General features: G+C 65.4%; 22 protein-coding genes. 9 read left to right on the top strand and 13 right to left on the bottom strand.

The window, feature by feature from the left end:
• Window positions 1-120 precede the first annotated feature (120 nt).
• The 3 genes from JQ635_RS09255 to ggt form a co-directional block, all read right to left on the bottom strand.
• Window positions 121-636, bottom strand: coding sequence for a cupin domain-containing protein (locus JQ635_RS09255; RefSeq protein ID WP_211409558.1), 516 nt, complete (start codon window positions 634-636; stop codon window positions 121-123).
• A gap of 110 nt (window positions 637-746) precedes the next feature.
• Window positions 747-1,211, bottom strand: a complete 465-nt coding sequence (locus JQ635_RS09250; RefSeq protein WP_211409557.1) for an FKBP-type peptidyl-prolyl cis-trans isomerase — start codon at window positions 1,209-1,211, stop codon at window positions 747-749.
• Between the two features lie 67 nt (window positions 1,212-1,278).
• Window positions 1,279-2,865, bottom strand: a complete 1,587-nt coding sequence (ggt, locus tag JQ635_RS09245) for a gamma-glutamyltransferase (protein WP_211409556.1) — start codon at window positions 2,863-2,865, stop codon at window positions 1,279-1,281.
• Between the two features lie 205 nt (window positions 2,866-3,070).
• Here ggt and JQ635_RS09240 point away from each other — a divergent pair, with 205 nt between their 5' ends.
• A complete protein-coding gene (locus JQ635_RS09240) occupies window positions 3,071-3,823 on the top strand; it encodes a rhodanese-related sulfurtransferase (protein WP_211409555.1) in 753 nt (250 codons plus the stop codon).
• The gene (locus tag JQ635_RS09235) at window positions 3,813-4,031 is read left to right on the top strand and encodes a SlyX family protein (protein ID WP_211409554.1); all 219 of its coding nucleotides are present in this window, start codon (window positions 3,813-3,815) and stop codon (window positions 4,029-4,031) included. Before JQ635_RS09240 ends, JQ635_RS09235 begins: the two co-directional genes overlap by 11 nt.
• 24 nt (window positions 4,032-4,055) lie before the next feature.
• Here the strand turns inward: JQ635_RS09235 and JQ635_RS09230 are convergent, their stop codons facing one another.
• Window positions 4,056-5,960, bottom strand: coding sequence for a sensor domain-containing diguanylate cyclase (locus JQ635_RS09230; protein ID WP_211409553.1), 1,905 nt, complete (start codon window positions 5,958-5,960; stop codon window positions 4,056-4,058).
• A 174-nt stretch (window positions 5,961-6,134) separates the two neighbouring features.
• Window positions 6,135-6,350, bottom strand: coding sequence for a hypothetical protein (locus JQ635_RS09225; RefSeq protein WP_211409552.1), 216 nt, complete (start codon window positions 6,348-6,350; stop codon window positions 6,135-6,137).
• A gap of 106 nt (window positions 6,351-6,456) precedes the next feature.
• On the opposite strand from JQ635_RS09225, the gene hemE reads away from it, so the two are divergent.
• On the top strand, window positions 6,457-7,491 hold the full coding sequence (hemE, locus tag JQ635_RS09220) for a uroporphyrinogen decarboxylase (protein WP_211409551.1): 1,035 nt from the start codon (window positions 6,457-6,459) through the stop codon (window positions 7,489-7,491).
• Window positions 7,492-7,776: 285 nt separating this feature from the next.
• Here hemE and hemC read toward each other — a convergent pair whose 3' ends face one another.
• Genes hemC through JQ635_RS09205 form a run of 3 tightly spaced genes read right to left on the bottom strand, consistent with a single transcriptional unit; the run spans window position 7,777 to window position 11,052 of the window.
• Window positions 7,777-8,757: a hydroxymethylbilane synthase gene (gene hemC / locus JQ635_RS09215; protein ID WP_211409550.1), complete on the bottom strand. Its 981-nt coding sequence runs from the start codon at window positions 8,755-8,757 to the stop codon at window positions 7,777-7,779.
• Window positions 8,758-8,782: 25 nt separating this feature from the next.
• A complete protein-coding gene (locus tag JQ635_RS09210; RefSeq protein ID WP_211409549.1) occupies window positions 8,783-10,408 on the bottom strand; it encodes a GMC family oxidoreductase in 1,626 nt (541 codons plus the stop codon).
• Between the two features lie 53 nt (window positions 10,409-10,461).
• Window positions 10,462-11,052: a TetR/AcrR family transcriptional regulator gene (locus JQ635_RS09205; protein WP_211409548.1), complete on the bottom strand. Its 591-nt coding sequence runs from the start codon at window positions 11,050-11,052 to the stop codon at window positions 10,462-10,464.
• Window positions 11,053-11,400: 348 nt separating this feature from the next.
• Here JQ635_RS09205 and JQ635_RS09200 point away from each other — a divergent pair, with 348 nt between their 5' ends.
• From JQ635_RS09200 to JQ635_RS09185, 4 genes are all read left to right on the top strand, one after another.
• Window positions 11,401-11,766: a nuclear transport factor 2 family protein gene (locus JQ635_RS09200; RefSeq protein ID WP_211409547.1), complete on the top strand. Its 366-nt coding sequence runs from the start codon at window positions 11,401-11,403 to the stop codon at window positions 11,764-11,766.
• A 246-nt stretch (window positions 11,767-12,012) separates the two neighbouring features.
• Window positions 12,013-13,974: a putative bifunctional diguanylate cyclase/phosphodiesterase gene (locus JQ635_RS09195; protein WP_211409546.1), complete on the top strand. Its 1,962-nt coding sequence runs from the start codon at window positions 12,013-12,015 to the stop codon at window positions 13,972-13,974.
• 400 nt (window positions 13,975-14,374) lie between these two features.
• Entirely contained in the window at window positions 14,375-14,671 is a 297-nt protein-coding gene (locus JQ635_RS09190; protein WP_211409545.1) for a hypothetical protein, read from the top strand.
• A 41-nt stretch (window positions 14,672-14,712) separates the two neighbouring features.
• Window positions 14,713-15,390, top strand: a complete 678-nt coding sequence (locus JQ635_RS09185) for an ATP-dependent Clp protease proteolytic subunit (protein ID WP_211409544.1) — start codon at window positions 14,713-14,715, stop codon at window positions 15,388-15,390.
• 20 nt (window positions 15,391-15,410) lie between these two features.
• On the opposite strand, the gene JQ635_RS09180 is transcribed toward JQ635_RS09185, so the two are convergent.
• From JQ635_RS09180 to pgm, 4 genes are all read right to left on the bottom strand, one after another.
• Window positions 15,411-16,391 (bottom strand): PDR/VanB family oxidoreductase, encoded by a 981-nt coding sequence (locus tag JQ635_RS09180; protein ID WP_211409543.1) that lies wholly within the window; start codon window positions 16,389-16,391, stop codon window positions 15,411-15,413.
• A gap of 11 nt (window positions 16,392-16,402) precedes the next feature.
• Window positions 16,403-17,155, bottom strand: a complete 753-nt coding sequence (locus JQ635_RS09175; RefSeq protein WP_211409542.1) for a GntR family transcriptional regulator — start codon at window positions 17,153-17,155, stop codon at window positions 16,403-16,405.
• Between the two features lie 6 nt (window positions 17,156-17,161).
• Window positions 17,162-18,211 (bottom strand): aromatic ring-hydroxylating dioxygenase subunit alpha, encoded by a 1,050-nt coding sequence (locus JQ635_RS09170; protein WP_211409541.1) that lies wholly within the window; start codon window positions 18,209-18,211, stop codon window positions 17,162-17,164.
• Window positions 18,212-18,547: 336 nt separating this feature from the next.
• Window positions 18,548-20,194 carry a phosphoglucomutase (alpha-D-glucose-1,6-bisphosphate-dependent) gene (gene pgm, locus JQ635_RS09165; RefSeq protein ID WP_211409540.1) on the bottom strand — a complete coding sequence of 549 codons (1,647 nt, stop codon included), beginning with the start codon at window positions 20,192-20,194 and terminating at the stop codon, window positions 18,548-18,550.
• A gap of 445 nt (window positions 20,195-20,639) precedes the next feature.
• Between pgm and JQ635_RS09160 the strand changes: the two genes are divergently transcribed.
• Window positions 20,640-21,026, top strand: coding sequence for a c-type cytochrome (locus tag JQ635_RS09160; RefSeq protein ID WP_211409539.1), 387 nt, complete (start codon window positions 20,640-20,642; stop codon window positions 21,024-21,026).
• An 88-nt stretch (window positions 21,027-21,114) separates the two neighbouring features.
• A complete protein-coding gene (locus JQ635_RS09155) occupies window positions 21,115-22,254 on the top strand; it encodes an alpha/beta hydrolase family protein (protein WP_211409538.1) in 1,140 nt (379 codons plus the stop codon).
• Here JQ635_RS09155 and JQ635_RS09150 read toward each other — a convergent pair.
• Entirely contained in the window at window positions 22,251-23,066 is an 816-nt protein-coding gene (locus JQ635_RS09150; protein ID WP_211409537.1) for a response regulator transcription factor, read from the bottom strand. The genes JQ635_RS09155 and JQ635_RS09150 overlap by 4 nt on opposite strands.
• Window positions 23,067-23,100 lie beyond the last annotated feature (34 nt).

Below are 23,100 nucleotides of genomic sequence, written 5' to 3'. Positions count from 1 at the left end.
TGGGCGGGTTCTGCCCGAGGACGGACGGCCAGACGGCCGCCCGACATCGCTTCCGGATATTTTTTCAGGCTCCGCCCGCGTGGTTCTGTCGCACAGGGGCTGCAGGCTTTCGGCCAGGCCTTACTTCTTCTCGTTCGGGTCCCGGTGCACGGGGTCGATCCACAGCACGGTCTCGGGCTTCTCGACCGGCTCGATGTCGAGATTGATCGCAACCGCCTCGCCGTCGCTGCGCACCAGCACGCATTCCAGCACCTCGTCCGGGCTGGCGTTGATCTCCTGGTGCGGCACGTAGGGCGGAACGAAAATGAAATCGCCGGGGCCGGCCTCGGCGGTGAACTGCAGGCTCTCGCCCCAGCGCATCCGCGCCTTGCCCTTCACCACGTAGATGACGCTCTCGAGATGACCATGGTGATGCGCGCCGGTCTTCGCGTCGGGCTTGATGCTGACGGTGCCCGCCCACAATTTCTGCGCGCCGACGCGTGCGAAATTGATTGCGGCCGCGCGGTCCATGCCCTTCGTCGACGGTACGTTGGTATCGAGCTGATTGCCGGGAATGACGCGCACGCCGTCATGTTTCCAGCGATCGTCGTGATGATCGTGGTCATGGTGGGAATGCGAATGGTCATGGCCGGTCATGGGACGTGCTTCCTGTTGGTTCCGTGCGGGGCAAAGTAACCCAAAGCCGCATCCGCAAGCCATACCAAAAGCGAAAGACCGGCCTTTCGGCCGGTCCTTTTGTTTGTGCGTTATTTCACCGCGAGCAATTCCACGTCGAACATCAATGTCGCGTTCGGCGGGATCACACCGCCGGCGCCGCGCGCGCCGTAACCGAGCTGCGGCGGAATGATCAGCGTGCGCTTGCCGCCGACCTTCATCGAGGCGACACCCTCGTCCCAGCCGGCGATGACGCGGCCCTTGCCGATCGGGAATTCGAACGGCTCGTTGCGATCGACGGAGGAGTCGAACTTCTTGCCCTTCTGGCCGTTCTCGTAGAGCCAGCCGGTGTAGTGCATCACGCAGATCTGGCCGGGTTTCGGCGAGGCGCCGGTGCCGACGACGCTATCGATGGTCTGCAAGCCTGAAGCTGTGGTCATGGGTTTTCCTGCGGTCTGGGCCGAGGCCGTGGTGGAGACGAATGTCGACACACTGCCGATCACGGTGATCGCGAGTGCCGACATGATGGCGAGGAGTGCGCGCTGGAAACGCTGCATTAGACACCTTCCGTTTGAGGCGGGAGGTGTCTAGCGCAATGAGGGTGACGTTTCCAGCCCCAGCGGCTCAGTAGCCCAGCGCGCAGCCGTCCTTGCGCGGATCGGAACCGCCGGTGAGCGTACCCTTGTCCCAGTCGATCCAGATCGCCTGGGCGCCGCCGAGCGGGCCGACCACGCTGGTGGTCTTGTGGCCGAGCTTCTTCAGGCCCTCGACGATGTCGGCAGGAACGCTGTCCTCGAGCTGGTACTGGCCTTCGTAGTGCAGGCCGCGCGGCATATCGATCGCCTCCTGCACGTCGCAGCCGTAATCGAGGATGTTGGTGAGGAGACGAGTCTGGCCGGTCGGCTGGTACTGGCCGCCCATCACCGCGAACGACATCGTGGAACGGCCACCCTTGGTGAGCAGGCCCGGCATGATCGTGTGCAGCGGGCGCTTGCCGCCTTCGATGCAATTGGGATGGCCAGGCTGGATGCGGAAGCCGCCGGCGCGGTTCTGGAACAGGACGCCGGTCTTGTTTGAGACGATCGCCGAGCCGAAGGAATGCGCGACCGAGTTGATGAACGAGCAGACGTTGCGGTCCTTGTCCACCACCGTGATGTAGATGGTCGAGGGATTCATCGGCGGCGCGACGTTCGGCAGGTCGAGCATGCCGTCCATGCGGATCTTGCTGATGTACTCGTCGGCAAAGCCCTTCTCGAGCATCTCGGCGACGTTGATCTTCATGTGGTCGGGAGAGGCGACATGCATCTCGCGATTCATGTAGGCGATGCGCGCGGCTTCCGCCTCGAGATGGAAGCGCTCGACGCTCACGGGCGCGTACTTGGTCAGGTCGAAGCGCGACAGGATGTTGAGCATCAACAGCGCGGTCACGCCCGGGCCGTTCGGCGGGCACTGCCAGACGTCGTAGCCCTTGTACATGGTGCCGATCGGCGTCGTCGTTTCGGTCGTGTGCGCGGCGAAATCGTCGAGCGTGTGCAGGCCGCCGATGCCGCGCAGGGTCTCGACCATGTCCTCCGCGATCTCGCCCTTGTAGAAGGCGTCGCGGCCGTCCTTGGCGATCGCGCGCAGCGTCTTGCCGAGTTCGGCCTGGCGGATGACGTCGCCGGCCACCGGCGGCTTGCCGCCCGGCAGCAGGTAGCGCACGGTGTTGGTGCCGTTCTTCAGCTTCTCGAACTGGTTCTTCCAGTCGAAGGCGATGCGCGGGGCGACGACATAGCCTTCCTCGGCCGCCTTGATCGCAGGCTGGAGCAGGCGGTCGAAGCCGAACTTGCCGTGATCGCGCAGCACGGTCGCGAAGGCGTCGATCACGCCGGGGATCGAGACCGCATGCGCCGAGGTCAGCGGCACGGAATTGATCTTGCGCTCGAGATACCAGTCGGCATTGGCCGCCTTCGGCGCGCGGCCGGAGCCGTTATAGGCGATGATCTTGCCTTCGCCGCGCGGCTGGATCAGCGCGAAGCAGTCGCCGCCGATACCGGTCGATTGCGGTTCGATCACGCCGAGCAGGGCCGAGCCCGCGACCGCCGCGTCCACCGCCGTGCCGCCCTCGCGCAGCACCTCGATCGCGGCCAGCGAGGCCTGCGGATGCGAGGTCGCAACCATCGCGTTGGTGGCGTGGACCGTGGACCTGCCGGGGAAATGGAAGTTTCTCATCGAATTCTTGCTCTCTTGGCGCTAGGCGAAGTCTCGGCGCGTGTCGCACCACCTTGGAAAAACCGGGCCTTCATGACACATTCCGGCCCGCCCGGGCAATGCTGGCATGCCAGGGAAATGGCTGCCATCCGCTGGGCGTATAGACGGGAGTTAACCTTCGGCCATGCGGGTTTTCTGGGCGGCTGGCGCCTGCTAAACGGGCGCCATGGTTTACAAGGTCTGCGCCTTCTACCAATTCGCCGCCCTGCCCGATTACCGCGAGCTGCGCGAGCCGCTGCGCGCGCTCTGCGCTGGCCTTTCCCTGAAGGGCAGCGTGCTGCTGGCCGAGGAGGGCATCAACGGCACCATCGCGGGCACGGCCGAGGCGATCGACACGTTCGCCCACGAGCTCGCACACGGCGCCCCGTTCGGTGGCCGGCTCGACAATCTCGAACTAAAATTCTCGACGGCGGAGGCGATGCCGTTCGGCCGGCTCAAGGTGCGGCTGAAGAAGGAGATCGTCACGCTGGGCGATGCGGCCGCCGATCCGACGCGCCAGGTCGGCACCTATGTCGATGCGCGCGAATGGAACGCGCTGATCGCAGCCCCCGACACGCTGGTGCTCGACACCCGCAATGCCTTCGAGGTCGCGATGGGCACGTTCGAAGGCGCGGTCGATCCCGAGATCAAGAGCTTTGGCCAGTTCAAGGAGTTTGCTGCCCAGAAGCTCGATCCGGCAAAACACCGCCGGATTGCGATGTTCTGCACCGGCGGCATCCGCTGCGAGAAGGCGAGCGCGCACCTGCTCGCGCGCGGCTTTGCCGAGGTCTATCACCTCAAGGGCGGCATCCTGAAATATCTGGAAGTGGTGCCGGAGGCGCAGAGCCGCTGGCGAGGCGAATGCTTTGTGTTCGACGAGCGCGTTGCGCTGGGCCACGGTTTGCGCGAACGGGACAAGGACGCGGCACGTGACGAATGAGATCAAGACGCTGAACGAGCGCATCGACACGCTGGAGATGCGCATCGCCTATCAGGACGACACGATCGAGACGCTGAACCAGACCATCACCGCGCAGTGGAAGCAGATCGACGTGCTGACGCGGAAGATCGCAGAACTCGGCGAGCGACTGCAGGAGGCCGAGTCCCGTGCGCCGGGACCCTCCAACGAGCGCCCGCCGCATTATTGAGCGATATTGGCGACCGGCCGGCTCTTACTGTCCAGACGCCCTGGGCAGCAGGGTCATGACCTCGCCGGACATCATCAGGCGGTCGCGGCCAGCATCCTTGGCGGCGTAGAGCGCGCGATCGGCGGCCTCCACCAGCGAAGCGACTCCTGCGGTTCGCTCGAACGCCGGCCGGCAGGCCGCGCCGCCGAGCGAAGCACTCACGCGTCTCGAAATCGGGCTCGAGGCGTGGACGAGGTTCGCCCGGTGAATGGCCTCGCGGATCCGCTTGCCGATCCGGGCGCAGCCGGCGGCATCGGTATTCGGCAGCAGCATCGCGAACTCCTCGCCGCCGTAGCGCACCGCCAGATCGCCGGCGCGCTGCATCTCGGCCGCGAGAATCCCCGCGATCACACGCAGGCAGGCGTCGCCCGCGGGATGGCCGTATTCGTCGTTGTAGGCCTTGAAATGGTCGACGTCGATCATCAGCAAAGCGAGGCTGGAACGGTCGCGATAGGCCCGCGCCCATTCCTCCTCCAGCCGCTCGTCGAAATGGCGGCGGTTGGCAAGCCCGGTGAGGCTGTCCTCGATCGCAAGCGTCTCGAGCCGGGTTTCGAGCTGCTTGTGCTCGGTGATGTCGCGCGAGATCGCGACCACGCCGTCGACACGGCCGTTGTCCTTGCGCGTCACCCGCATCGTCGATTCGAGCCAGACCTCGCCTTTCTGCCGATGCGAGTTGCGGTAGGTGACGCGCGCCTCCTCCTTCTCGCCGCGCTTCATGGCATCGACGAGGGCCTGGACCTGCGGCAGGTCGTCGGCATGAATGCCGGCCAGCGCGGGCGTTCCCATCAATTGATTGGCCCGCCAGCCGACGACGCGGACCGACGACGGCGAGACATAGCGCAGCCGCTCGTCGAGCCCGATCCGGGTCACCATGTCGCTGGAGCCTTCGGCGAGCAGGCGGAAATGCGCTTCCTTCTCGACCAGGGCGGCCGCCATGCGCTGCCCGCGCTGCAACTGCCGCACCAGCACCGCGCCGATGATCGCGATCAGCATGACCAGCGCAAGCACGTAGAGCATGCGGGAGATCGCAGCGGCGCGCCACGGGGCCAGCAGTTCGTCCTTGTCGACGGTGGCGAGCAGAAAGAGCGGATAGCGGCCAGAGCGCTTGAAGAAGCTGAGCCGTTCGACGCCATCGAGCGGCGACTTGAAATGGTAGGCTCCGGCCGGCCGTTGCAGGCTCGGGTCGCGAAACAGCGGCTTGTCGGCGACGTTGCGGCCGACGAATTTTTCATTGCTCGGATTCCGCGCGACGATCAGGCCGTCGCCATGCGTCAGCGCTACGGAGCTGTTGCGGCCGATCTCGAACTGCTCGTAGAAGTGCGCGAGATATCGGGAGCTGATGGTCGCGAGCACCACGCCGCCGAAGCTGCCGTCCAGCTTGTTGAAGCGGCGCGACAGGGTGACGACCCATTCGCCGTCGATCAGACTCTTCACGGGGCGCCCGAAATGGGGCTCGCGCTTCGGCGAGAGCTGGTGCTGGCGGAAGAACGCGTCGTCGCTGAGCGTCGAGCCGATCGTGCCGGGCGAAGTCAGGCAGTTGCCCAGGTCGTCGATGATGGCGAAGCTGTGCACGCGCTCCATCGCCTTCTTGCGTACCTCCAGGAGGTTCTTGAGCTTGGCGATCGTAGCGGGTTCGGTGCCGTCCATCTCCAGCCGGCTGACGACGCCGACGACGCCTGAATCGAGCAGATCGAGGCTATCCTCGGCATGCTGCGTCACCGAGCGCGCAACGTTCGCCATCTCGGTCTCGGCGCCCCTGAGCACCGCATCGCGCGCGGCCCATTCACGCCAGGCGCTGACGCCGAGGATGGTCGCGCAGGTCAGCACGACGAACGCCGCCGCACGCAGCGGCAGGCGGCTCCATCCGGCTCTCTGAGTAGCAGCGCTCATGCGGCAGAATTCTCCGATCGTTTCGGAAACTCTGCCGCTTCTCTTAGTGAACTCTGAAATCACTACCGGAATACGCGGCTATCTCCCCGCTTTCCAGTAGTCTTACGGACGCCCGGATCGGCGCATCGCTAACAAGACATTAGCAGGCCTGTCGGAATCCGGCGCCCCTCGCCGCTAGCTGAAGATCGCCTTAACCTTGTCCCAGAGCGAGGGGGCATCTGCTTCCGCATCGGCCTTCGACGGTGTCGGCTGGGCGGCGCTGACGGGATCGGACGCCGGGAAGCTGTCTTCCAGACCCGTATCGAGCCTGGCGTGACGATCGGCGGCAAGCGCCTCGCGCAGATCGTCGGCGTGCTTGTCATGCGGGGCGGGATTGAATCTCTCAGCCATGATCTCCTCCTTTGGCTGGTCAACGCGACCCGATTGCGCAGGTTCCCCTGTTCCGCTGAGCGCCGGGGCGGTGTATCAGGAGCCATAACCTCGTTCAGGACCATTCGTGCCCCAGCCTGCAAAAAAGCCTTTCATCGACGTGCTCTCCGGCCAGCGCCAGCCCATCCCGCCCATGTGGATGATGCGCCAGGCCGGCCGCTACCTGCCGGAATATCGCGAGGTGCGCGCCAAGGCCGGCGGCTTCCTCGATCTCTGCTTCGACCCGGAGCTCGCCGCCGAGGTGACGCTGCAACCGATCCGCCGGTTCGGCTTCGACGCGGCGATCATCTTCTCCGACATCCTCGTGATCCCCTACGCGCTCGGCCGCTCAGTGCGCTTCGAGGTCGGCGAAGGCCCGCGGCTCGAACCGCTCGACGATCCCGCCAAGGTCGCAACGCTGGCGCCGCACGCCGATTTCGGCAAGCTCCAACCGGTGTTCGACGCCCTGAAGATCGTGCGCAGCGCGCTCGATTCCCGAACCGCGCTGATCGGCTTCTGCGGCGCGCCGTGGACGGTGGCGACCTACATGGTCGCAGGCCACGGTACGCCCGACCAGGCGCCCGCACGGATGATGGCCTATCGGCATCCCGAGGCGTTTTCCAAAATCATCGACGTGCTGGTCGACAGCTCGATCGAATATCTGCTGGCGCAGCTCGCCGCCGGCGCCGATGCCTTGCAGATCTTCGACACCTGGGCCGGCGTGCTGCCGCCGACCGAGTTTGCGCGCTGGTCAACCGAGCCGACCCGCCGCATCGTCGACGGCGTGCGCGCAAAAGTGCCGGATGCGAAGATCATCGGCTTTCCACGCGGCGCTGCCGCGCAACTGCCTGGCTATGTCGAGGCGACCGGCGTCAACGCCGTCAGCATCGACTGGACCGCTGAGCCGGCCTTCATCCGCGAGCGCGTGCAGTCGCGCGTCGCCGTGCAGGGCAATCTCGATCCGCTGGTGCTGATCACCGGTGGCGCCGCGCTCGACCGCGCGGTCGACAACGTGCTGGCCAATTTCGCTGAGGGGCGGCTGATCTTCAATCTCGGCCACGGCATCCAGCCGGAGACGCCGATCGCCCATGTCGAGCAGATGATCAAGCGGGTGCGGGGCTGATTTTTCCGTTCCTCAGAGGACGGAAACAAAAAAGTGCGAAAACAACCCCATGCACAGTAGAGAGATCACGGCCGATCAATCACTTAGCGCGCGCTGAAATCGGATGGGCCGTCATCGCACCAGATCGCGCCGAGGTTTGACCCGTCGGGCAAAACAGGGGCATAATGCCATCATCGCCCCCATGGGAAATTTGGTGAGACTCTAAAGCGCGATGAGATGCGCTTTAGGTTGTTGTTTGCGCATGATCATTCCGGAAAACCGCTTCGCACTTTTCCGGATCATGCTTTAGCGCGGCCGGCTGCGCTCGATGATCTCCGCCGCTCCCTTCGCCAGCAGATCGAGACCCACCGCACGGCCGAGCTCGCGCGGGCGGTTGGCCGGGCCCGTGCGCGAGGCTTCGATGATGGTGTTGCCGGAGAGGTCGAGCACGGATGCGGTGAGCGACATCTGATCGCCGGCGATGGTCGAAAAACCCGCCACCGGCGAATTGCAGTGGCCGTTGAGCACCCACAGCACTTCGCGCTCGGCATCGGCTGAGGCGTGCGCCGAGGGATCGTCGATCGATGACAGGATTTGCCGCGTTTGCCAGTCCTGCGCGGCGCATTCGACGGCGACGATGCCCTGCCCCGCCGCCGGCAGCATCTCCGCCGCGGTGAATTCGTAGGCGATCCGGTGCGCCAGGCCGACACGATCAAGGCCCGAGCGCGCCATGATCAACGCATCCGCCGGCCCCACCGCGCCGCCATCCGGCAGGCGCTGCTTCTCGCCATTGTCGAGTTTTCGCACGCGGGTGTCGGCTGCGCCGCGGAAGTGGATCACTTCCACATCCGGGAACAACCGCCGCGCATAGGCGGCCCGGCGCACCGCGTTGGTGCCGATTTTAAAACCCTTGCCGCGCGACTGGCGCAGCGCCTCCAGCGTCACGCCGTCGCGCAGCACCAAGGCATCGCTCGGCGGATCGCGCGACAGCGTGGCGCCGATGACGAGGCCGGGCGTGTCCTCGTTGCCCGGCATGTCCTTCAGCGAATGCATCGCCGCCTGCAATTCGCCCGACAGCACGGCGGCGCGGATCTGCGCCACGAAGGCGCCGCCCTTGCCGCCATGCGGCAGCAGCTTGCTGGTCTGGTCGAGATCGCCCGTGGTGTCGAACTTGACGATCTCGACGTCGAGACCGGGCACGGCGGCGGTCAGGCGGCGCGCGATCTCTTCCGTCTGGGCCAGCGCCATGGCGCTCTTGCGTGTGCCGATCTTGAATCGCGTAGCCAAGTCCAAACCCTCTCAAGCCGCGGAGTTACCGCGCATCCTCCAATATCATGTCGGAGGCCTTTTCGGCGATCATGATGATCGGCGCGTTGGTGTTCCCCGACACGAGGTCCGGCATGACCGAGCCGTCGACGATTCGAAGGCCTTCGAGCCCCCTCACCTTCAACCGCTGGTCCACCACCGCGAGCGCGTCGTTGCCCATACGACAGGTCGAGGTCGGATGGTAGATGGTGCTGCCGCGCTCGCGGCAATAATCCAGGAGCTCGGCATCCGTGGATACCTTCGCCCCGGGATCATACTCGTTGACCACGAACGGCTTCAGCGCCGGCGCGTTCAGGATCTGGCGCAGGATCTTCAGACCCTCGACGTTGGTGGTGCGGTCGGTCTCTGTCGACATGTAGTTGATGCGGATCTCCGGCGGCACGCTCGGGTCGGCGCTCCTGATGCGCAGGGAGCCGCGGCTCTCGGGACGGAGCTGGCAGATCGAGGCGGTGAACCCGGAGAAATCATGCAGCTTCTCGCCCATCTTGTCGGTCGAGAACGGCAGGAAGTGGATCTGGATGTCGGGTGAGGCGAGTCGCGGGCTGGTCTTGAAGAATGCGCCCGCGGTGCCCGCCGCAATCGTCAGCCAGCCCTTGCGGAACAGCGCATAGCGCGCGCCGGCGAGTGTGCGGCGGAGCGGATTGTTGACGGTGTCGTTCAGCGTGATCTTCTGCGAGCAGCGCATCACGATGCGGACCTGCATGTGGTCCTGGAGGTCGTGGCCGACGCCCGGCGCGTCCAGCACCACATCGATGCCGTGCCTGCGCAGGAGATCGCCAGGGCCGACGCCGGAGAGCTGGAGCAGCTGCGGCGAGTTGTAGGCACCGCTCGACAGCACGACCTCCTTCCGCGCCCGCGCGCGGCGCAGTGCAGCGCCTTGACGATATTCGACCCCGACGGCGCGGCGGCCCTCGAACAGCACGCGCTGGCCGAGCGCCTCGGTCTCGATCTTGAGATTGCCGCGTGTCCTCGCGGGGCCGAGATAGGCGACCGACGTTGAGGCGCGCCGGCCGTTGCGCGTCGTGATCTGGAACAGGCCGACGCCTTCCTGCGTGGCGCCGTTGAAGTCGGGATTGTAGGGCAGACCGGTCTCGACGGCGGCGTCGATGAACGCCTTCGACAGCGGGTCGGCCACGATCATGTTGGAGACCGGCAGCGGCCCGCCGCTGCCGTGATACTGATCCGCACCGCGCGCCTGGTTCTCGGCCTTCTTGAAGTAAGGCAGCACGTCGTCATAACCCCAGCCGGTGTTGCCGAGCTGGCGCCAGCGGTCGTAGTCCTCGTGCTGGCCGCGGACATAGAGCAGGCCGTTGATCGAGCTCGACCCGCCCAGCGTCTTGCCGCGCGGCTGGAACACCTGGCGTCCCCTAAGCTCCGGCTCCGGCTCGGTCTGGTACATCCAGTTGACGGACTTCTCCTTGAACAGCTTGCCGTAGCCGAGCGGGACGTGGATCCAGATATTGGAATCCTTCGGCCCGGCCTCGAGCAGGAGCACGCTGTGCTTGCCGTTCGCCGACAGGCGGTTGGCGAGCACGCAGCCGGCGGAGCCGGCGCCGACGATGATGTAGTCGAATTCGGGATCTGACGGTGCGAGGGAGGAATTTGCGTTCATGCGCTACTGTTCTTCTTGTTGGCGTGGGCGTTTCCAGTTCGTCACTAGCACAATCATGCGCGCACGCGCAGCGCCTCGACAAGCGACTTGAACGCACGGGCATATTCCGCGCCTGCCCTTGCGATGTCGGCGCGACCGGCGCAGGCGACTGCAGCCTCGGTCACCGCGCCGAGCAGCAGCCGCGCCAGCGGCTCGACCGGCTGACGCGCGATCAGGCCGGCCTCCATCGCTGCGGAAAGCGCACGCGGCATCTTGCCGCCAAAATGCTGCGCGTCGATCTCGCGCCAGCGCTCCCAGCCGAGCACGGCGGGACCGTCGCGCAGGATGATCTGACCGGTCGGTCCCTTCGCGGTCGCCGCGAAATAGTGCTGGGTACCGGCGACCATCGCGGCGAGCACGTCCTTCTCGGTCCGCGCGGTGCGGTCGATCTCGGCAACGAGGTCGCGCGAGACCTGGTCGAACACGGCTTCGAACACCGCCTCCTTGGTCTTGAAGTGATGGTAGACCGCGCCCTTGGCGACGGAGGCGCCTTCCGCGATCTCGTCCATGGTGGTGGCGGCAAAGCCCTGCGTCCCGAACAGGCGGCGTGCCGCCGTCAGGATCGCCTCCGATGTCGCCGCCCGCCGCTCCGCCTGTTTCGCCATGAGTCCCGTCTATCGCGTGATGAGAAGTCGAAGCGACTTCGGCCACGAGCGGCGCTCCATCCGTTCCCTCCCCCCTTGCGGGGGAGGGTCAGGGAGGGGGTACCACACGGGGGTTCTATCGATCGCGCATTCGCTCGGTGAATCATCAACAACTAACGCTCTTTGCTGAGCTACCCCTCTCCCTAGCCCTCCCCCGCAAGGGGGGAGGGAACGTACCTCCGTTGAGGCGCCAGCCGAGCCCCATCTCATCAATCTCGTCTAATCGAATTCGGTCTGGGCAGCCAGTTGACTTTTCGACCACCGGTCGGTATTTACCGACCATCAGTCGGTTTTCATTGTGAGGTCGCCATGCCCAGCCGTGACATCGTCGAAGCCTTTGCGAAGCGGCTGGAGGATGGCGACTTCGTCGGCGCGATCGAGCAATTCTACGCGCCCGACGCCGCGACCTACGAGAACAACGCCGCGCCGACGATCGGGCGCGACAGACTGGCGGCAAAGGAGCGCGGCGTGCTGGCCGCCTTCAGGGAGGTCAAGGCCGTCCGCATCGGCCCCAGCATGATCGAGGGCGACCATGTCGCCACCCGCTGGACCTTCAGCTTCACCAATGCCGAGGGCGTCATCCGAACGCTGGATGAGATCGCGTGGCAGACCTGGCGGGGCGATGAGCTGATCGAAGAACGGTTCTATTACGACCCGAAGCAACTGGGGCGGTGATCGCCCCTTCCTGACACCGGTGTCATCCCCCGGCATGACAGCGGAACCGGTGCGAACATGTTCATACCGTTACAACCGTAACGCGGGGCACCGCATTTGTATCGATTTGTTATCGATACGAATCTTTCGGCACCTAGAAGTGATCGCAACAGCAGCCGCCAGCGTGGATAATTCATAGTTCGTCAAAGGTTTGTCGCGAATTCTCCGGATCGAGCCGGACAAACGGCCCTGCTGCTAGGCTCTGGAATGCGGACTCAACTGACCACCTATTTCGCGCGGCTGTTCGCCGGCGATCTGTCGGCGTTCGGCGGTCCCGCAACGGACGAGGCCGTGGCGGGTTACATCCGCGCCGAACAGATGTCGCTGGTGCTCGGCTATTCGGTCGGCATCATGCTCGCCAATGCGTGCAACGCCATCGTGCTGGCCATCGCGCTGTGGGCGTCGCCGGACAGGACGTTCGCCGTGATCTGGGCGGTCACGGTCGCCGCCGCCGCGATCGCATTCGGCCTGCAATCCCACGCCGCCCGGCGCATCACCAAGCCACACTTCGTCTCGCAGCGCGCCATGCATCGGCTGGTGCGCAATGCCTTTCTCCTCGGGGCTGCCTGGGGCATCGTCCCGGTCGCCTTCTTCGCCAATGCGTCGACCGGCGGCCAGCTCGTTATCACCTGCCTGTGCTCGGGAATGCTGGCCGGCGGCGCGCTCGCCTTCGCCACGATCCCGATCGCGGCCATCGCCTTCACTGCCCCGATCTTCGTCGGCATCGCGATCTGCCTCGGCAGGAACGGCGACCTCGCCTTCCTGCTGATCGCCTTCCTCGTCGTGGTCTATGGCAGCGTGCTGCTGCGCGGCGTGTTCATCAATTCGTTCTCGTTCGCGCGGCGCGTGATGCGGCAGATCGAGGCGGAGCGCACGGTGCGACAGGACCCGCTGACGCACCTTCCCAACCGCTTCGCCTTCAACGAGACGCTCGATGCCGCGCTGAAGCGCCTTGCGCTATCGGGCGAGGAGTTCGCGGTGCTGCTGCTCGATCTCGACCGCTTCAAGGAGGTCAACGACAAGTTCGGCCATCCCGCCGGCGACGAATTCCTGGTGCAGGTCGCAGGCCGGCTGCAGCGCTGCACCCGTGCGGCCGAGCACGTCGCGCGCATCGGCGGCGACGAGTTCGCGCTGGTGATGGCCAATCTGGCGCGCCCCGAGGATGCGCTCGAGATCGCCGAGCGCTTCGTTGTGGCCTTCGACGAGCCGTTTCGGATCGAGGGCCGCCAGATCGTCGGCGCGACCAGCGTCGGCATCGTGCTGGCCCCGCGCGACGGCAACACGGCGCTCGACATCATGAAGAACGCCGACGCTGCGCTCTATCGCGCCAAGAAGGCGGGACCGGGCACCGTCTGCTTCTTCGAGCAAGCCGACGACAGGCTGTCCCGCGACCGCAAGGCGCTGCAAGCGGACCTGGAAGGCGCCATCGCGCGGGACGAGCTGTTCCTCGTCTTCCAGCCGTTCCTCGATCTCGACGAGAACCGCATCACCGGCTTCGAGGCGCTGCTGCGCTGGCAGCATCCTTCGCGCGGGCTGGTGCCACCGAGCGAGTTCATCGGAATCGCCGAGGAGACCGGGCTGATCCACGAGATCGGCGAATGGGTGATCCGGCGCGCCTGCGCGACGCTTTCGGACTGGCCCGAGGACATCAGGGTCGCCGTGAATTTTTCCGCGGCACAGTTTCACAACACGGCCATCCTCCAGACCATCGTGCAGGCGCTCGCCGATGCGAAGGTCTCTCCCAACCGGTTCGAGATCGAGATCACGGAATCGATGCTGCTGTCGAAATACGGCTCGGCCGCCTCGATCCTGAACGCGCTGCTGCAACTCGGCGTCACCGTGGCGCTCGACGATTTCGGCACCGGCTTCTCATCGCTGACCTACCTGCGCAAGCTGCCGTTCAGCCGCATCAAGATCGACCAGTCCTTCATCCGCGACATGCTGGTGCAGCCGGACTGCGCCGCGATCGTGAAGTCGGTGATCTCACTGGCGCGCGACCTCAACATCGCCGTGGTCGCCGAGGGCGTCGAGACCGCCGACCAGCTCGAATATCTGCGCGAGATCGCTTGCGACGAGGTGCAGGGTTATCTGATCAGCCGGCCGGTGTCGGCCGATAGCGTGCTGGCGCTGCTGAATACGAAGAAGTATCGGGCGATCTACGCGGCGTAGCGGCTTCCCCATTAGCATGAGCATCCCGGATCAGCGCGGCCCCAGCGCTTAACGAGATATGAATCGCGATAATTTGCCCCTACTCGTTAGCTTACCTTTATGGGCCTCGCCCTTAGGTAGCAGACGACCTGGATGTTGGGTGTCAGGAGTCATCGCAATGTCATTCGGCAAGCGTCAACCTGGAGCCGGTGCCGCCGCACAAGCTCTCACTTCCGACTCCGCTGGCACGAGAAGCCAGGCTATCGCCGACGCCGCGGCGACGCGTAGTCCAATTCGCTGGTTCCTCGTCTGCCTTGCCTGTATCGCGGCGCTTTAGGCACTGCTCGTCAGCTACGGTCCGGACATCATCCGCGACCACCGCCTCGCCGGGACCTGGCAGCCGGCATATGATCTGCAAGCCATGGAGGGGAAGTGCAAGCGGACGAACTTCGTCGTTACGCTCTGCACGGCCAAGATCAAGTCGGTCGCCAGGCCCGATCAGGCACCGATCGATCATAGCTTCTTCATGCTGTTCTCCGGAGGTGGCGGCGAGGCACTCGTGCCGGTGCGCTCGACGACCGATCGCACGGCAGTGTCGATCGCCTACACGGCGGAAACGAAACTCTGGAACCGCACGCTATCCTTCATTTTCTCGGCGGGCTTCCTGGCCCTGGCCAGTCTCGCAACGCTGCTGATCTTCTGGAAATCAGTCAATTGATCGCGCTGATGCGCTGCCTTTCAAGATCGGGGCAATAGACAGTGGCACTGTTCAAGGTACTTGGCGCCATCGGCGGCATCCTGCTGTTCTGGGGCTGGTTCCAATTGCCGTCCGGCTCCGGGGATACGGCGTCGCGACAGACCCTGTCGATCAGCGAGGAGCCGGACCGTATCGTACTCGGCTGGAGCGGACCTGTGCAGGAGCCGATGAGCGAGCGTGTTGCCGCCGCCTTCGATCGCTACAAGGCCGATCCACGCCGGCTCGTCCTCGTCCTCAACTCGCCGGGCGGCTCGGTCGAACACGGCCGCAAGGTCGTCGCCGCGATCCGTGGGCGCGATCATGCGATCGACACGCTCGTCCAGAGAGCCGGCGTCTGCGCATCGATGTGCGTTCCGATCTTTCTCTCGGGCACGAGGCGCATCGCCGATCCCGAGGCCTACTTCATGTTTCACCAGGTCAGCTTGAGCGGCAGCGCGAAGGACAACACGAGGCGGCCGGAACTCAGCGACGCCGAGCTGTCGCGAGCCGTCAAGACGATCGAGGCGCACGTCACCGACGAGTTCTTCCGCAGCGATATCGGCATCCGCGGCGTCAACACTGTGTGGCTTGCCAGGATGCGCGAGAAGATCTCGGGCCGCGATGTCTGGATGAGCGGCCAGCAGCTCGTGGATGAGGGCTCCGGTATCGTCGACAGACTCATTCGCACGCCTGCGCGCTAGCGAGCCCTCCCCGGCTTGCCTCAGACCGCATCCGCCCGCAGCAGCGTGTCCACCGTGATTGTGCCCCGCGCGCGGGAGACACAGGCGCAGATCTTCTGGTTGCTCTCTTTCTGATGGTCGCTGAAGAAGACGTCGCGATGGTCGATCTCGCCGTCGACCTCGACCACGTCGATGGCGCAGAGGCCGCATTCGCCGCGCTTGCAGTCGTACATCACCTCGTGGCCGCTGGCGTTGAGCACGTCCAGCATCGAGCGCTCGCGCGGGATCTCGAGCTCGATGTTCGAGTCCTTCAATCGCACGCGAAACGTTTCGGTCGGCAGCGTGCCGCTGGAGCCGAAGGTCTCGTAACGGAGATCGGCCAGCGGATGGCCGGCACCGATCCAGGCGTGGCGCGCGGCATCCAGCATTCGCATCGGGCCGCAGAACAGCGCGAGGGTACCTTGCGGCAATGAAGCAAACAGCGCGTCGAGATCGAGGCGTTTGCCTTCATCGCTGGCATGGACCACCAGACGCTCACCGAGCATCGCGGCGAGATCGTCGAGATAGGCGGCCTCACGGCGCGAGCGCACGGCATAATGCAGCCTGACATCCGCCCCGCGCCGCGCCAGCGCCTGCGCGGCGCCGAGGATCGGGGTGATGCCGATGCCGCCGGCGATCAGGCAATAGTTTTCGCGCGCCCAGTCCACCGCAAGCAGCGAGGCGGGTTGGGTGATGTCGAGCCGTGCGCCCGGCTGCAAGGACCACATATAGCGCGAGCCGCCGCGGGAATCCTCGGCGCGGCGCACGGCGATCCTGAGGCCGTGCGAAGAGGCCTCGCCGACCAGCGAATAGGACCGTGTCTCCGGCTGACCGTCGATGGTCACGCTGACATTGATGTGGCTGCCGACCGGATAGGCCGCGCCGTCGAACTGATCGGGGCGGATCAGGAATTCGCGGATGCCGGGGGCGAGATCGCGCGTCGAGACGAGCGTTGCCGGGGTCCAGGTTTCGATGAAGCGCATGGTGACTGCCCTCAATCGGTTGCGGTCTTGATCAGCGCGAGCGCCGGCAGCAGGTCGAGATGGGTCCGGTTGCGCAGCGCAAGCCTCAAGTTGCGAACCGCAAGCCGCGCATGTTCGCGCATGATGGCTTCGGCGCGCGCGCCTTCGCGGTTCTCGATGGCGTCGATGACGACGCGGTGGTGCTCCTGGCCGATGATCAGGATCTGCTGCGCCTCGGGCAGCGCCGACTGCGCCATCACGAAGCCGCTTGGGGAAGCGAACGGCAGCGCCGAGGCGCGGTCGATCTGCCGGATCAACGGCGGGCTGCGCGACAGTTCCGTGAGCACCGCGTGGAAGCGCGCGTTCAGCGTGACATAGGACGAGAACGCATCGACCGAGATCGGCACCTGACGCAGCAATTCGTCGATCGCAGCGAGGCATTCCTTAAGCGGTTCGAGCTCGCGCGCGGAGACGCCGCGCTCGGCAGCGAAGCGCGCAGCCAGGCCCTCCAGCGTGCCGCGCAGCTCGATGGAATCGGAGATGTCGCGCTCGGAGAACGCTTTCACCATGAAGCCGCCAGAGGGGATCGCTTCCAGCAGGCCCTCCTCCTCCAGCCGCACCAGCGCCATGCGCACCGGGGTGCGCGAGGCGCCGGTGGTCTCCACCGCCTGCAACTCGGAGATGCGCTCGCCGGGGCGCAAGGAGCCCGACAGGATCTGGTCGCGCAGCGCCAGCTGCGCCTTCACGGTCTGTGAGATGGAGCGGTCGACTTCACGTTCGGCCATGACCCGCTACTCCGCGGCCTGAAGGCGCGGCGGCGGATTTTCCTTCGCCACCATCTTGTCGATCAGCTTGCGCGACCACATCGCGCCGGCGTCGATGTTGAGATTGTAGAACACGCGATCGGGATTCTCGTCCATGGCGCGCTGCTGCGCCTCGAGGATCAGTTCGTCCTCGCGGAAGATGCCGGAGACGCCCTCGCGGATCTCGGTGGTGATGCGCTGCTCGCCGATCTGGTAGTTGCGGACGAAGGCCCAGAAGTAATGGCAGGTCTTCTCGGTCTCCGGCGTGATGGTGTTGAGCACGAAACCGTTGACGCCGTGCGAGCGGTTGCCTTCGGGCGCGCCGGTGCCGGTCGGCGCCACGCCGACGTCGATGGCGATCGTGCACGGCGCCTCGAAGCGGATGATCTGCCAGCGGTCGACGAGGCCGGCCTTGCCGAGCTGCTTGCCCCAGAACGGCGGCGGCTCGATGCCGCGCATCCAGCGCGTCACCGTCACCGTCTTCTCGCCATGGGTGACGTCGAACGGCGCTTCCGCCACCGCATCGTTGCCGATGGAGGAGCCGTGCACAAAGGTCTCGTGGGTGAGGTCCATGAGATTGTCGAGCACGAGGCGATAGTCGCAATTGACGTGGATGGTCTTGCCGTCGCCGGCCCAGGCCGGATCGTCGTTCCAGTGCATGTCGGGCACGAGCGCGGGATCGGCGAGCGCAGGATCGCCCATCCAGAGCCAGATGTAGCGATGGCGCTCGACGACGGGATAGGCGCGCACGCAGGCCGACGGGTTGATGGTCTCCTGCGAGGGCATGAAGGTGCAGCGGCCTTGCGCGTTGTACTTCAGGCCGTGATAGCCGCAGACGACGGTGTCGCCTTCGAGCCGGCCCTTGGACAGCGGCACCAGGCGGTGCCAGCAGGCGTCCTCCAGCGCGGCCACCGAGCCATCGGCCTTCCGGTACATCACGATGTGCTTGCCGCAGATCGTCCGCGGCAGCAGCGCCGGCTTCACCTCGGCGTCCCACGCGGCGGCGTACCAGGCGTTCATGGGGAAGGGTTTTGTCATCGGTCTCGCTCCCACGGATTATGTATGCGTTATGTATACAATAGCGGAGGGAGGTAACTATTCAAGATCAAAATTGGCGTATTCTAATACCTGTGCTTCATAATCTGTATACATAGTAAGATGTAATCCGAGTAAGCTCCACAAACTCGGTCACCTCTCCCGCTTGCGGGGGAGGTCGGCGCGTAGCGCCGGGTGGGGGCTTTCTCCGCGGAGGACACCCTCCGTAAACCTCGGACAATCCCGACGTGGAGACACCCCCCTCCCCAGCCCTCCCCCGCAAGCGGGAGAGGGAGCGCACCTCCCGTAAGGATAGTGTGTGCCTGGCTTTGGAGAGCCCTACGCCCCAAACACCTTCGCCAAGCCGGCCTGAGCCTCTTCCTGAATTCGCTTCAGGTGCTCGGTGCTGCGGAAGCTTTCCGCGTAGATCTTGTAGACGTCCTCGGTCCCCGACGGCCGCGCGGCGAACCAGCCGAAATCGGTCTCGACCTTGATGCCGCCGAAAGGCTGGCCGTTACCGGGCGCCTTGCTCAGCGTCGAGCGGACGGGATCACCGGCGAGATCTTTCAGGCCGAGTTGCTCGGGCGTGACGGACTTCAAAATGTTCTTCTGCGGCCCGGTCGCCGCGACGTCGATGCGCGCGTAATGCGGCACGCCGAACTCGGCGGTGAGATCATTGAACAGCTGGCTGGGATCGCGGCCGGTCTTGGCCATGATCTCGGCGGCGAGCAGGCCGAGGATGATGCCGTCCTTGTCGGTGGTCCACACCGTGCCGTCGCGCCTGAGGAACGAGGCGCCCGCACTCTCCTCCCCGCCGAAACCAAAACCGCCGCTGACGAGGCCGTCGACGAACCATTTGAAGCCGACCGGCGTCTCCACCAGCTTGCGGCCGAGCTTCTTGGCGACGCGGTCGATGATCGAGCTGGACACCACGGTCTTGCCGATCGCAGCGTCCCTGCCCCAGTTCGGGCGGTGCGCGAACAAATAGGAGATAGCGGTCGCCAGATAATGGTTCGGATTCATCAGGCCGCCGGTGCGCGTGACGATGCCGTGGCGGTCGGCGTCGGTGTCGTTGGCAAAGGCGACGTCGAAACGATCGCGCATCCCGATCAGGCTCGCCATCGCGTAAGGCGAGGAGCAGTCCATGCGGATCTTGCCGTCCCAGTCGACTGTCATGAAACGGAAGGTCGGGTCGATCGACTCGTTCACGACGGTGGCCTTGAGGCCGTAGCGCTCGATGATCGGATGCCAGTAATGCACGGCGGCGCCGCCGAGCGGATCGATGCCGATCTTGATGGCGGCGGATTTGACGAGGTCGAGATCGACGACATTGCCGAGATCGGCGACGTAGGGCGTGATGAAGTCGTAGGCGTGGACGTTCGCGGACTTCTTCGCCTTGGCGTAGTCGATGCGCTTCACGCCCTTGAGACCGTCGGCGAGGTAGGCGTTGGCACGCTTCTCGACGACGCCGGTCACGTCGGTATCGGCGGGGCCGCCATGCGGCGGATTGTATTTGTAGCCGCCGTCTTCGGGCGGATTATGCGAGGGCGTGATGACGACGCCGTCGGCAAGGCCGCTGCTGCGGCCCTTGTTGTAAGTGAGGATCGCGTGCGAGATGACAGGCGTCGGCGTGTAGCCGCCGTCCTTGTCGATCATGATGTCGACGCCGTTGGCGGCGAACACCTCGACGGCGCTGACCAGCGCCGGCTCGGCCAGCGCATGGGTGTCGATGCCGATGAAGAGCGGGCCGGTCAGCCCCTTTTCCTTGCGGTAGTCGCAGATCGCCTGCGTGGTCGCAAGGATGTGGCCCTCATTAAAAGTGTTCTTGAACGAGGTGCCGCGATGGCCGGAGGTGCCGAACGCCACCCGCTGCGCGGGGTCCGCAACATCGGGCTTGCCCGCAAAATAGGCCGTCACCAGCCGTGGAACGTTGGTGAGCGCGCTCGGCGCAACCGGCTTACCCGCCGCGGGATCGACTTCTGCCACTGCAACTCTCCGTGCCTTCAAACGACAGCCTAGAGCTTTTTCGGTTCCGATAGAATCGGAACGGAAGCTCCAGATTTTTGTTTTGACGCGTTTCCTTCACGCGAACCGGCATCCACTTCGCTGGAAAACGCCCAAGAACACCATACCATCGGCCGGCGCATCGCCAAGCCGATTGCCGGACCGGCGCAAGTGGCCGGCCCGACGGTCACACTCCGGCCAAAGATCAGCCGACAACGCGCATCCGGCTCAGGATGATCCATGGCCATGACGCATGGCGCTCCTCGTACTTTGGTCCCGGGTTTCGGTTGATTCAGGACAAAGACGCCGCCGCGTGGCGTGGGGCACGCTGCTTGCCGTTTGATCAACGAAAGCCGGGATTTGCAGGATCAGCCCGCCGATCCCTTGGCTGATTCCTCGCTGATTGCCTTGGGGGAGTAAACTCAAGATGACTGGACGTTTGATCTTCACGCTCGTGCTGGCCCTGGCGACGTCGTCGTTCGCCGCACCGTCCGCCTCCGCCGCCGAGGGCGATGCCGCCGCGGGCAAGACCGTCTTCCAGCGAACCTGCGAGAACTGCCACGCGGTGGTGATCGGGGTGAACAAGGTCGGCCCAAGCCTCTGGAATGTCGTCGACCGCAAGCCCGCCGTCGTTCCGGACTTCGCCTATTCTGATGCCATGAAGGCCAACAAGGAGGCATGGACGCCAACGGCGCTGGATGCCTACCTCGCCGACCCCCGCGGCGACGTCCACGGCGTCAAGATGTTCTTCAAGGGGCTGCCGAACCCCACGGATCGGGCCAATGTCATCGCCTATCTTCAGACGCTGAAATGAGCGGTCGCTAGAGCAATGAGATCAGGATGAGTTCGCCGGGTCATGCGGTTCTGTTATGATCCGCGCGGCCACGGAGAATCATCCACCCATGGACTTGGCGCGCTGGCATCTGCCCGTGCTCATCCTGCTCGCCATCGCGGGGCTTGTTGTGCGCGCCAACGCCGCCGAGTTCTACACCGAGGATCTGCGCATCCCGATGGCGGAGGCGGGAGCGCAGGGGCTGGAGGCATTCCTGGTTCGCCCCGCGGGGACGAAGCGCTATCCGCTGGCGCTGCTCAGCCACGGCTCGCCGCGCAAGTTCGAAGATCGCGCGACGATGTCGGCGCACAAATATTACGGCATCGCCCTGGAATATGCCCGGCGCGGCTTTGCCGCGCTGATCGTGATGCGGCGCGGCTACGGCACCTCGCCCGGCGGCCGCGTCGACAGCGTCGGCGGCTGCGCCAATGCCGCCTATTTGCCAGCAGCGTCGATTGCGGTTGCCGATTTGCGCGCGGCGATCGACGCGATGGCACGGCGGGCCGACGTCACGACATCGGGCATGATCGCGGCCGGCCATTCCGCCGGCGGGCTCGCCACCGTCGCACTGACGGCGCAGGCACCAAGCGGCCTCGTCGCCGCCATCAGCTTCGCCGGCGGCCGCGGCTCGCGCGACGACGACGACGTCTGCAACGAGGATGGGCTGGTGCAGGCTTTTGCCAGCTTCGGCAAGACTTCGCGCGTGCCGATGCTGTGGGTCTATGCCAGCAACGATTCGTATTTCGGTCCCGAGCTCGCGCGCCGGCTCTATGACGGGTTTCGCGGCAACGGCGGCACCGCAAAATTCGTCGCAGCGCCGGCTTACGGCGACGATGGACACTACCTCTATTCCGTGGTCGGCCGCCCGCAATGGACGCCGTATCTGGACGCGTTCCTGCGCGAGCGTGGGCTGAACCACGACATCCTGAGCCCGCCCGATCCGCTGCCGCCGCCGAGCCAGCTCAACGAGGCCGCGCGCGCCGAGTTCGCGCGCTATCTCGCCAGCACGATGCCGCACAAGGCTTTTGCAGTGTCGCCCAACGGCGGCTACGGCTGGCGTTCGGGGCGCACGACCGCCGACGACGCCCAGCGCGATTCACTCGCAGCCTGCATGAAATGGTCGACGGCCTGCACGCTCTATGCGGTCGACGACCGGCTGGCCGGGCCTGCGCAGAGATCAGCCACGGACCAGAGCGCGCGATCGCGCTAGAGCCGTTCGCTGAGCGCGAGCTTGTAGCCGACGCCGGTGACGGTCGCGATCACGGGCGTGCCGCTGCCGACGAGCTTGCGGCGCAGCCGCGCCACCAGCGCATCGACGGTGCGGATGTCGACCTCGGCCTGGCGGTTGCTGACGACCTCGATCAGATAGTCGCGGCTGAGCGGCCGGCCATCGGCGCCGACCAGCGCGGCGAGCAGGTCGAATTCGGCGCGGGTCAGCGCCACCGGCTTGCCGTCGGCGCCGAGCAGCTCGCGCCGCGTCAGGTCGATGATCCAGTCGCCGAAGGCGATCGAATTGTGGTTGCGCGCCGCCTTGCGGTCGATCGAGCGCCGCCGCAGCACGCTGCGTGCGCGCGCGAGCAGGTCGCGCAGGTTGATCGGCTTGGTGACGTAATGGTCGCCGGCGATCTCGAGGCCAAGAATGCGATCCACATCGGTGTCGCGGCGGGTCACGAAGATGATGCCCGCATTGCTGGTTGCCTGGATCTCCTTGGCGAGCTCGAAGCCGTCGCCGTCAGGCAGCTGCACGTCGAGGAAGACGAGATCGGTGCGCGCGCGCAGCGCCTGGCGGCACTCCGCGCAGGAGCCGGCGCCGACCACGTCGAAATTGTTGTCGTTGAAATAACCGACCAGCATCGTCCGCGTCACCGGATCGTCCTCGACCACGATCAGCCGCTCGCGGCCTGCGGGACGTATCTCCTGACGTGCGGAATCAGCCACGATGTTGGATGTCCTGTGTGCGTGCGACCCGGCCTGAAAAGTCGCGCCGTCGCGCAACACATTGTCATGTGAACGAACATTCACAGCTGGTTCGAGCCCCCGAAATTGCCTGGCCAAT

The sequence above is a fragment of the Bradyrhizobium iriomotense genome, from assembly GCF_018130765.1.
GTDB lineage: Bacteria > Pseudomonadota > Alphaproteobacteria > Rhizobiales > Xanthobacteraceae > Bradyrhizobium > Bradyrhizobium iriomotense_A.
Note: the sequence above shows the minus strand (reverse complement) of the source record. Positions and strands in the feature narration are given on the sequence as shown.

What these genes read in the sequence shown, in the direction of transcription:
- JQ635_RS09255 (WP_211409558.1), bottom strand. Translation starts at nt 636, where the DNA reads ATGACCGGCCATGACCATTCGCATTCCCACCATGACCACGATCATCAC.
- JQ635_RS09250 (WP_211409557.1), bottom strand. Translation starts at nt 1,211, where the DNA reads ATGCAGCGTTTCCAGCGCGCACTCCTCGCCATCATGTCGGCACTCGCG.
- ggt (WP_211409556.1), bottom strand. Translation starts at nt 2,865, where the DNA reads ATGAGAAACTTCCATTTCCCCGGCAGGTCCACGGTCCACGCCACCAAC.
- JQ635_RS09240 (WP_211409555.1), top strand. Translation starts at nt 3,071, where the DNA reads ATGGTTTACAAGGTCTGCGCCTTCTACCAATTCGCCGCCCTGCCCGAT.
- JQ635_RS09230 (WP_211409553.1), bottom strand. Translation starts at nt 5,960, where the DNA reads ATGAGCGCTGCTACTCAGAGAGCCGGATGGAGCCGCCTGCCGCTGCGT.
- JQ635_RS09225 (WP_211409552.1), bottom strand. Translation starts at nt 6,350, where the DNA reads ATGGCTGAGAGATTCAATCCCGCCCCGCATGACAAGCACGCCGACGAT.
- JQ635_RS09210 (WP_211409549.1), bottom strand. Translation starts at nt 10,408, where the DNA reads ATGAACGCAAATTCCTCCCTCGCACCGTCAGATCCCGAATTCGACTAC.
- JQ635_RS09205 (WP_211409548.1), bottom strand. Translation starts at nt 11,052, where the DNA reads ATGGCGAAACAGGCGGAGCGGCGGGCGGCGACATCGGAGGCGATCCTG.
- JQ635_RS09200 (WP_211409547.1), top strand. Translation starts at nt 11,401, where the DNA reads ATGCCCAGCCGTGACATCGTCGAAGCCTTTGCGAAGCGGCTGGAGGAT.
- JQ635_RS09195 (WP_211409546.1), top strand. Translation starts at nt 12,013, where the DNA reads ATGCGGACTCAACTGACCACCTATTTCGCGCGGCTGTTCGCCGGCGAT.
- JQ635_RS09190 (WP_211409545.1), top strand. Translation starts at nt 14,375, where the DNA reads ATGGAGGGGAAGTGCAAGCGGACGAACTTCGTCGTTACGCTCTGCACG.
- JQ635_RS09180 (WP_211409543.1), bottom strand. Translation starts at nt 16,391, where the DNA reads ATGCGCTTCATCGAAACCTGGACCCCGGCAACGCTCGTCTCGACGCGC.
- JQ635_RS09175 (WP_211409542.1), bottom strand. Translation starts at nt 17,155, where the DNA reads ATGGCCGAACGTGAAGTCGACCGCTCCATCTCACAGACCGTGAAGGCG.
- JQ635_RS09170 (WP_211409541.1), bottom strand. Translation starts at nt 18,211, where the DNA reads ATGACAAAACCCTTCCCCATGAACGCCTGGTACGCCGCCGCGTGGGAC.
- JQ635_RS09160 (WP_211409539.1), top strand. Translation starts at nt 20,640, where the DNA reads ATGACTGGACGTTTGATCTTCACGCTCGTGCTGGCCCTGGCGACGTCG.
- JQ635_RS09155 (WP_211409538.1), top strand. Translation starts at nt 21,115, where the DNA reads ATGGACTTGGCGCGCTGGCATCTGCCCGTGCTCATCCTGCTCGCCATC.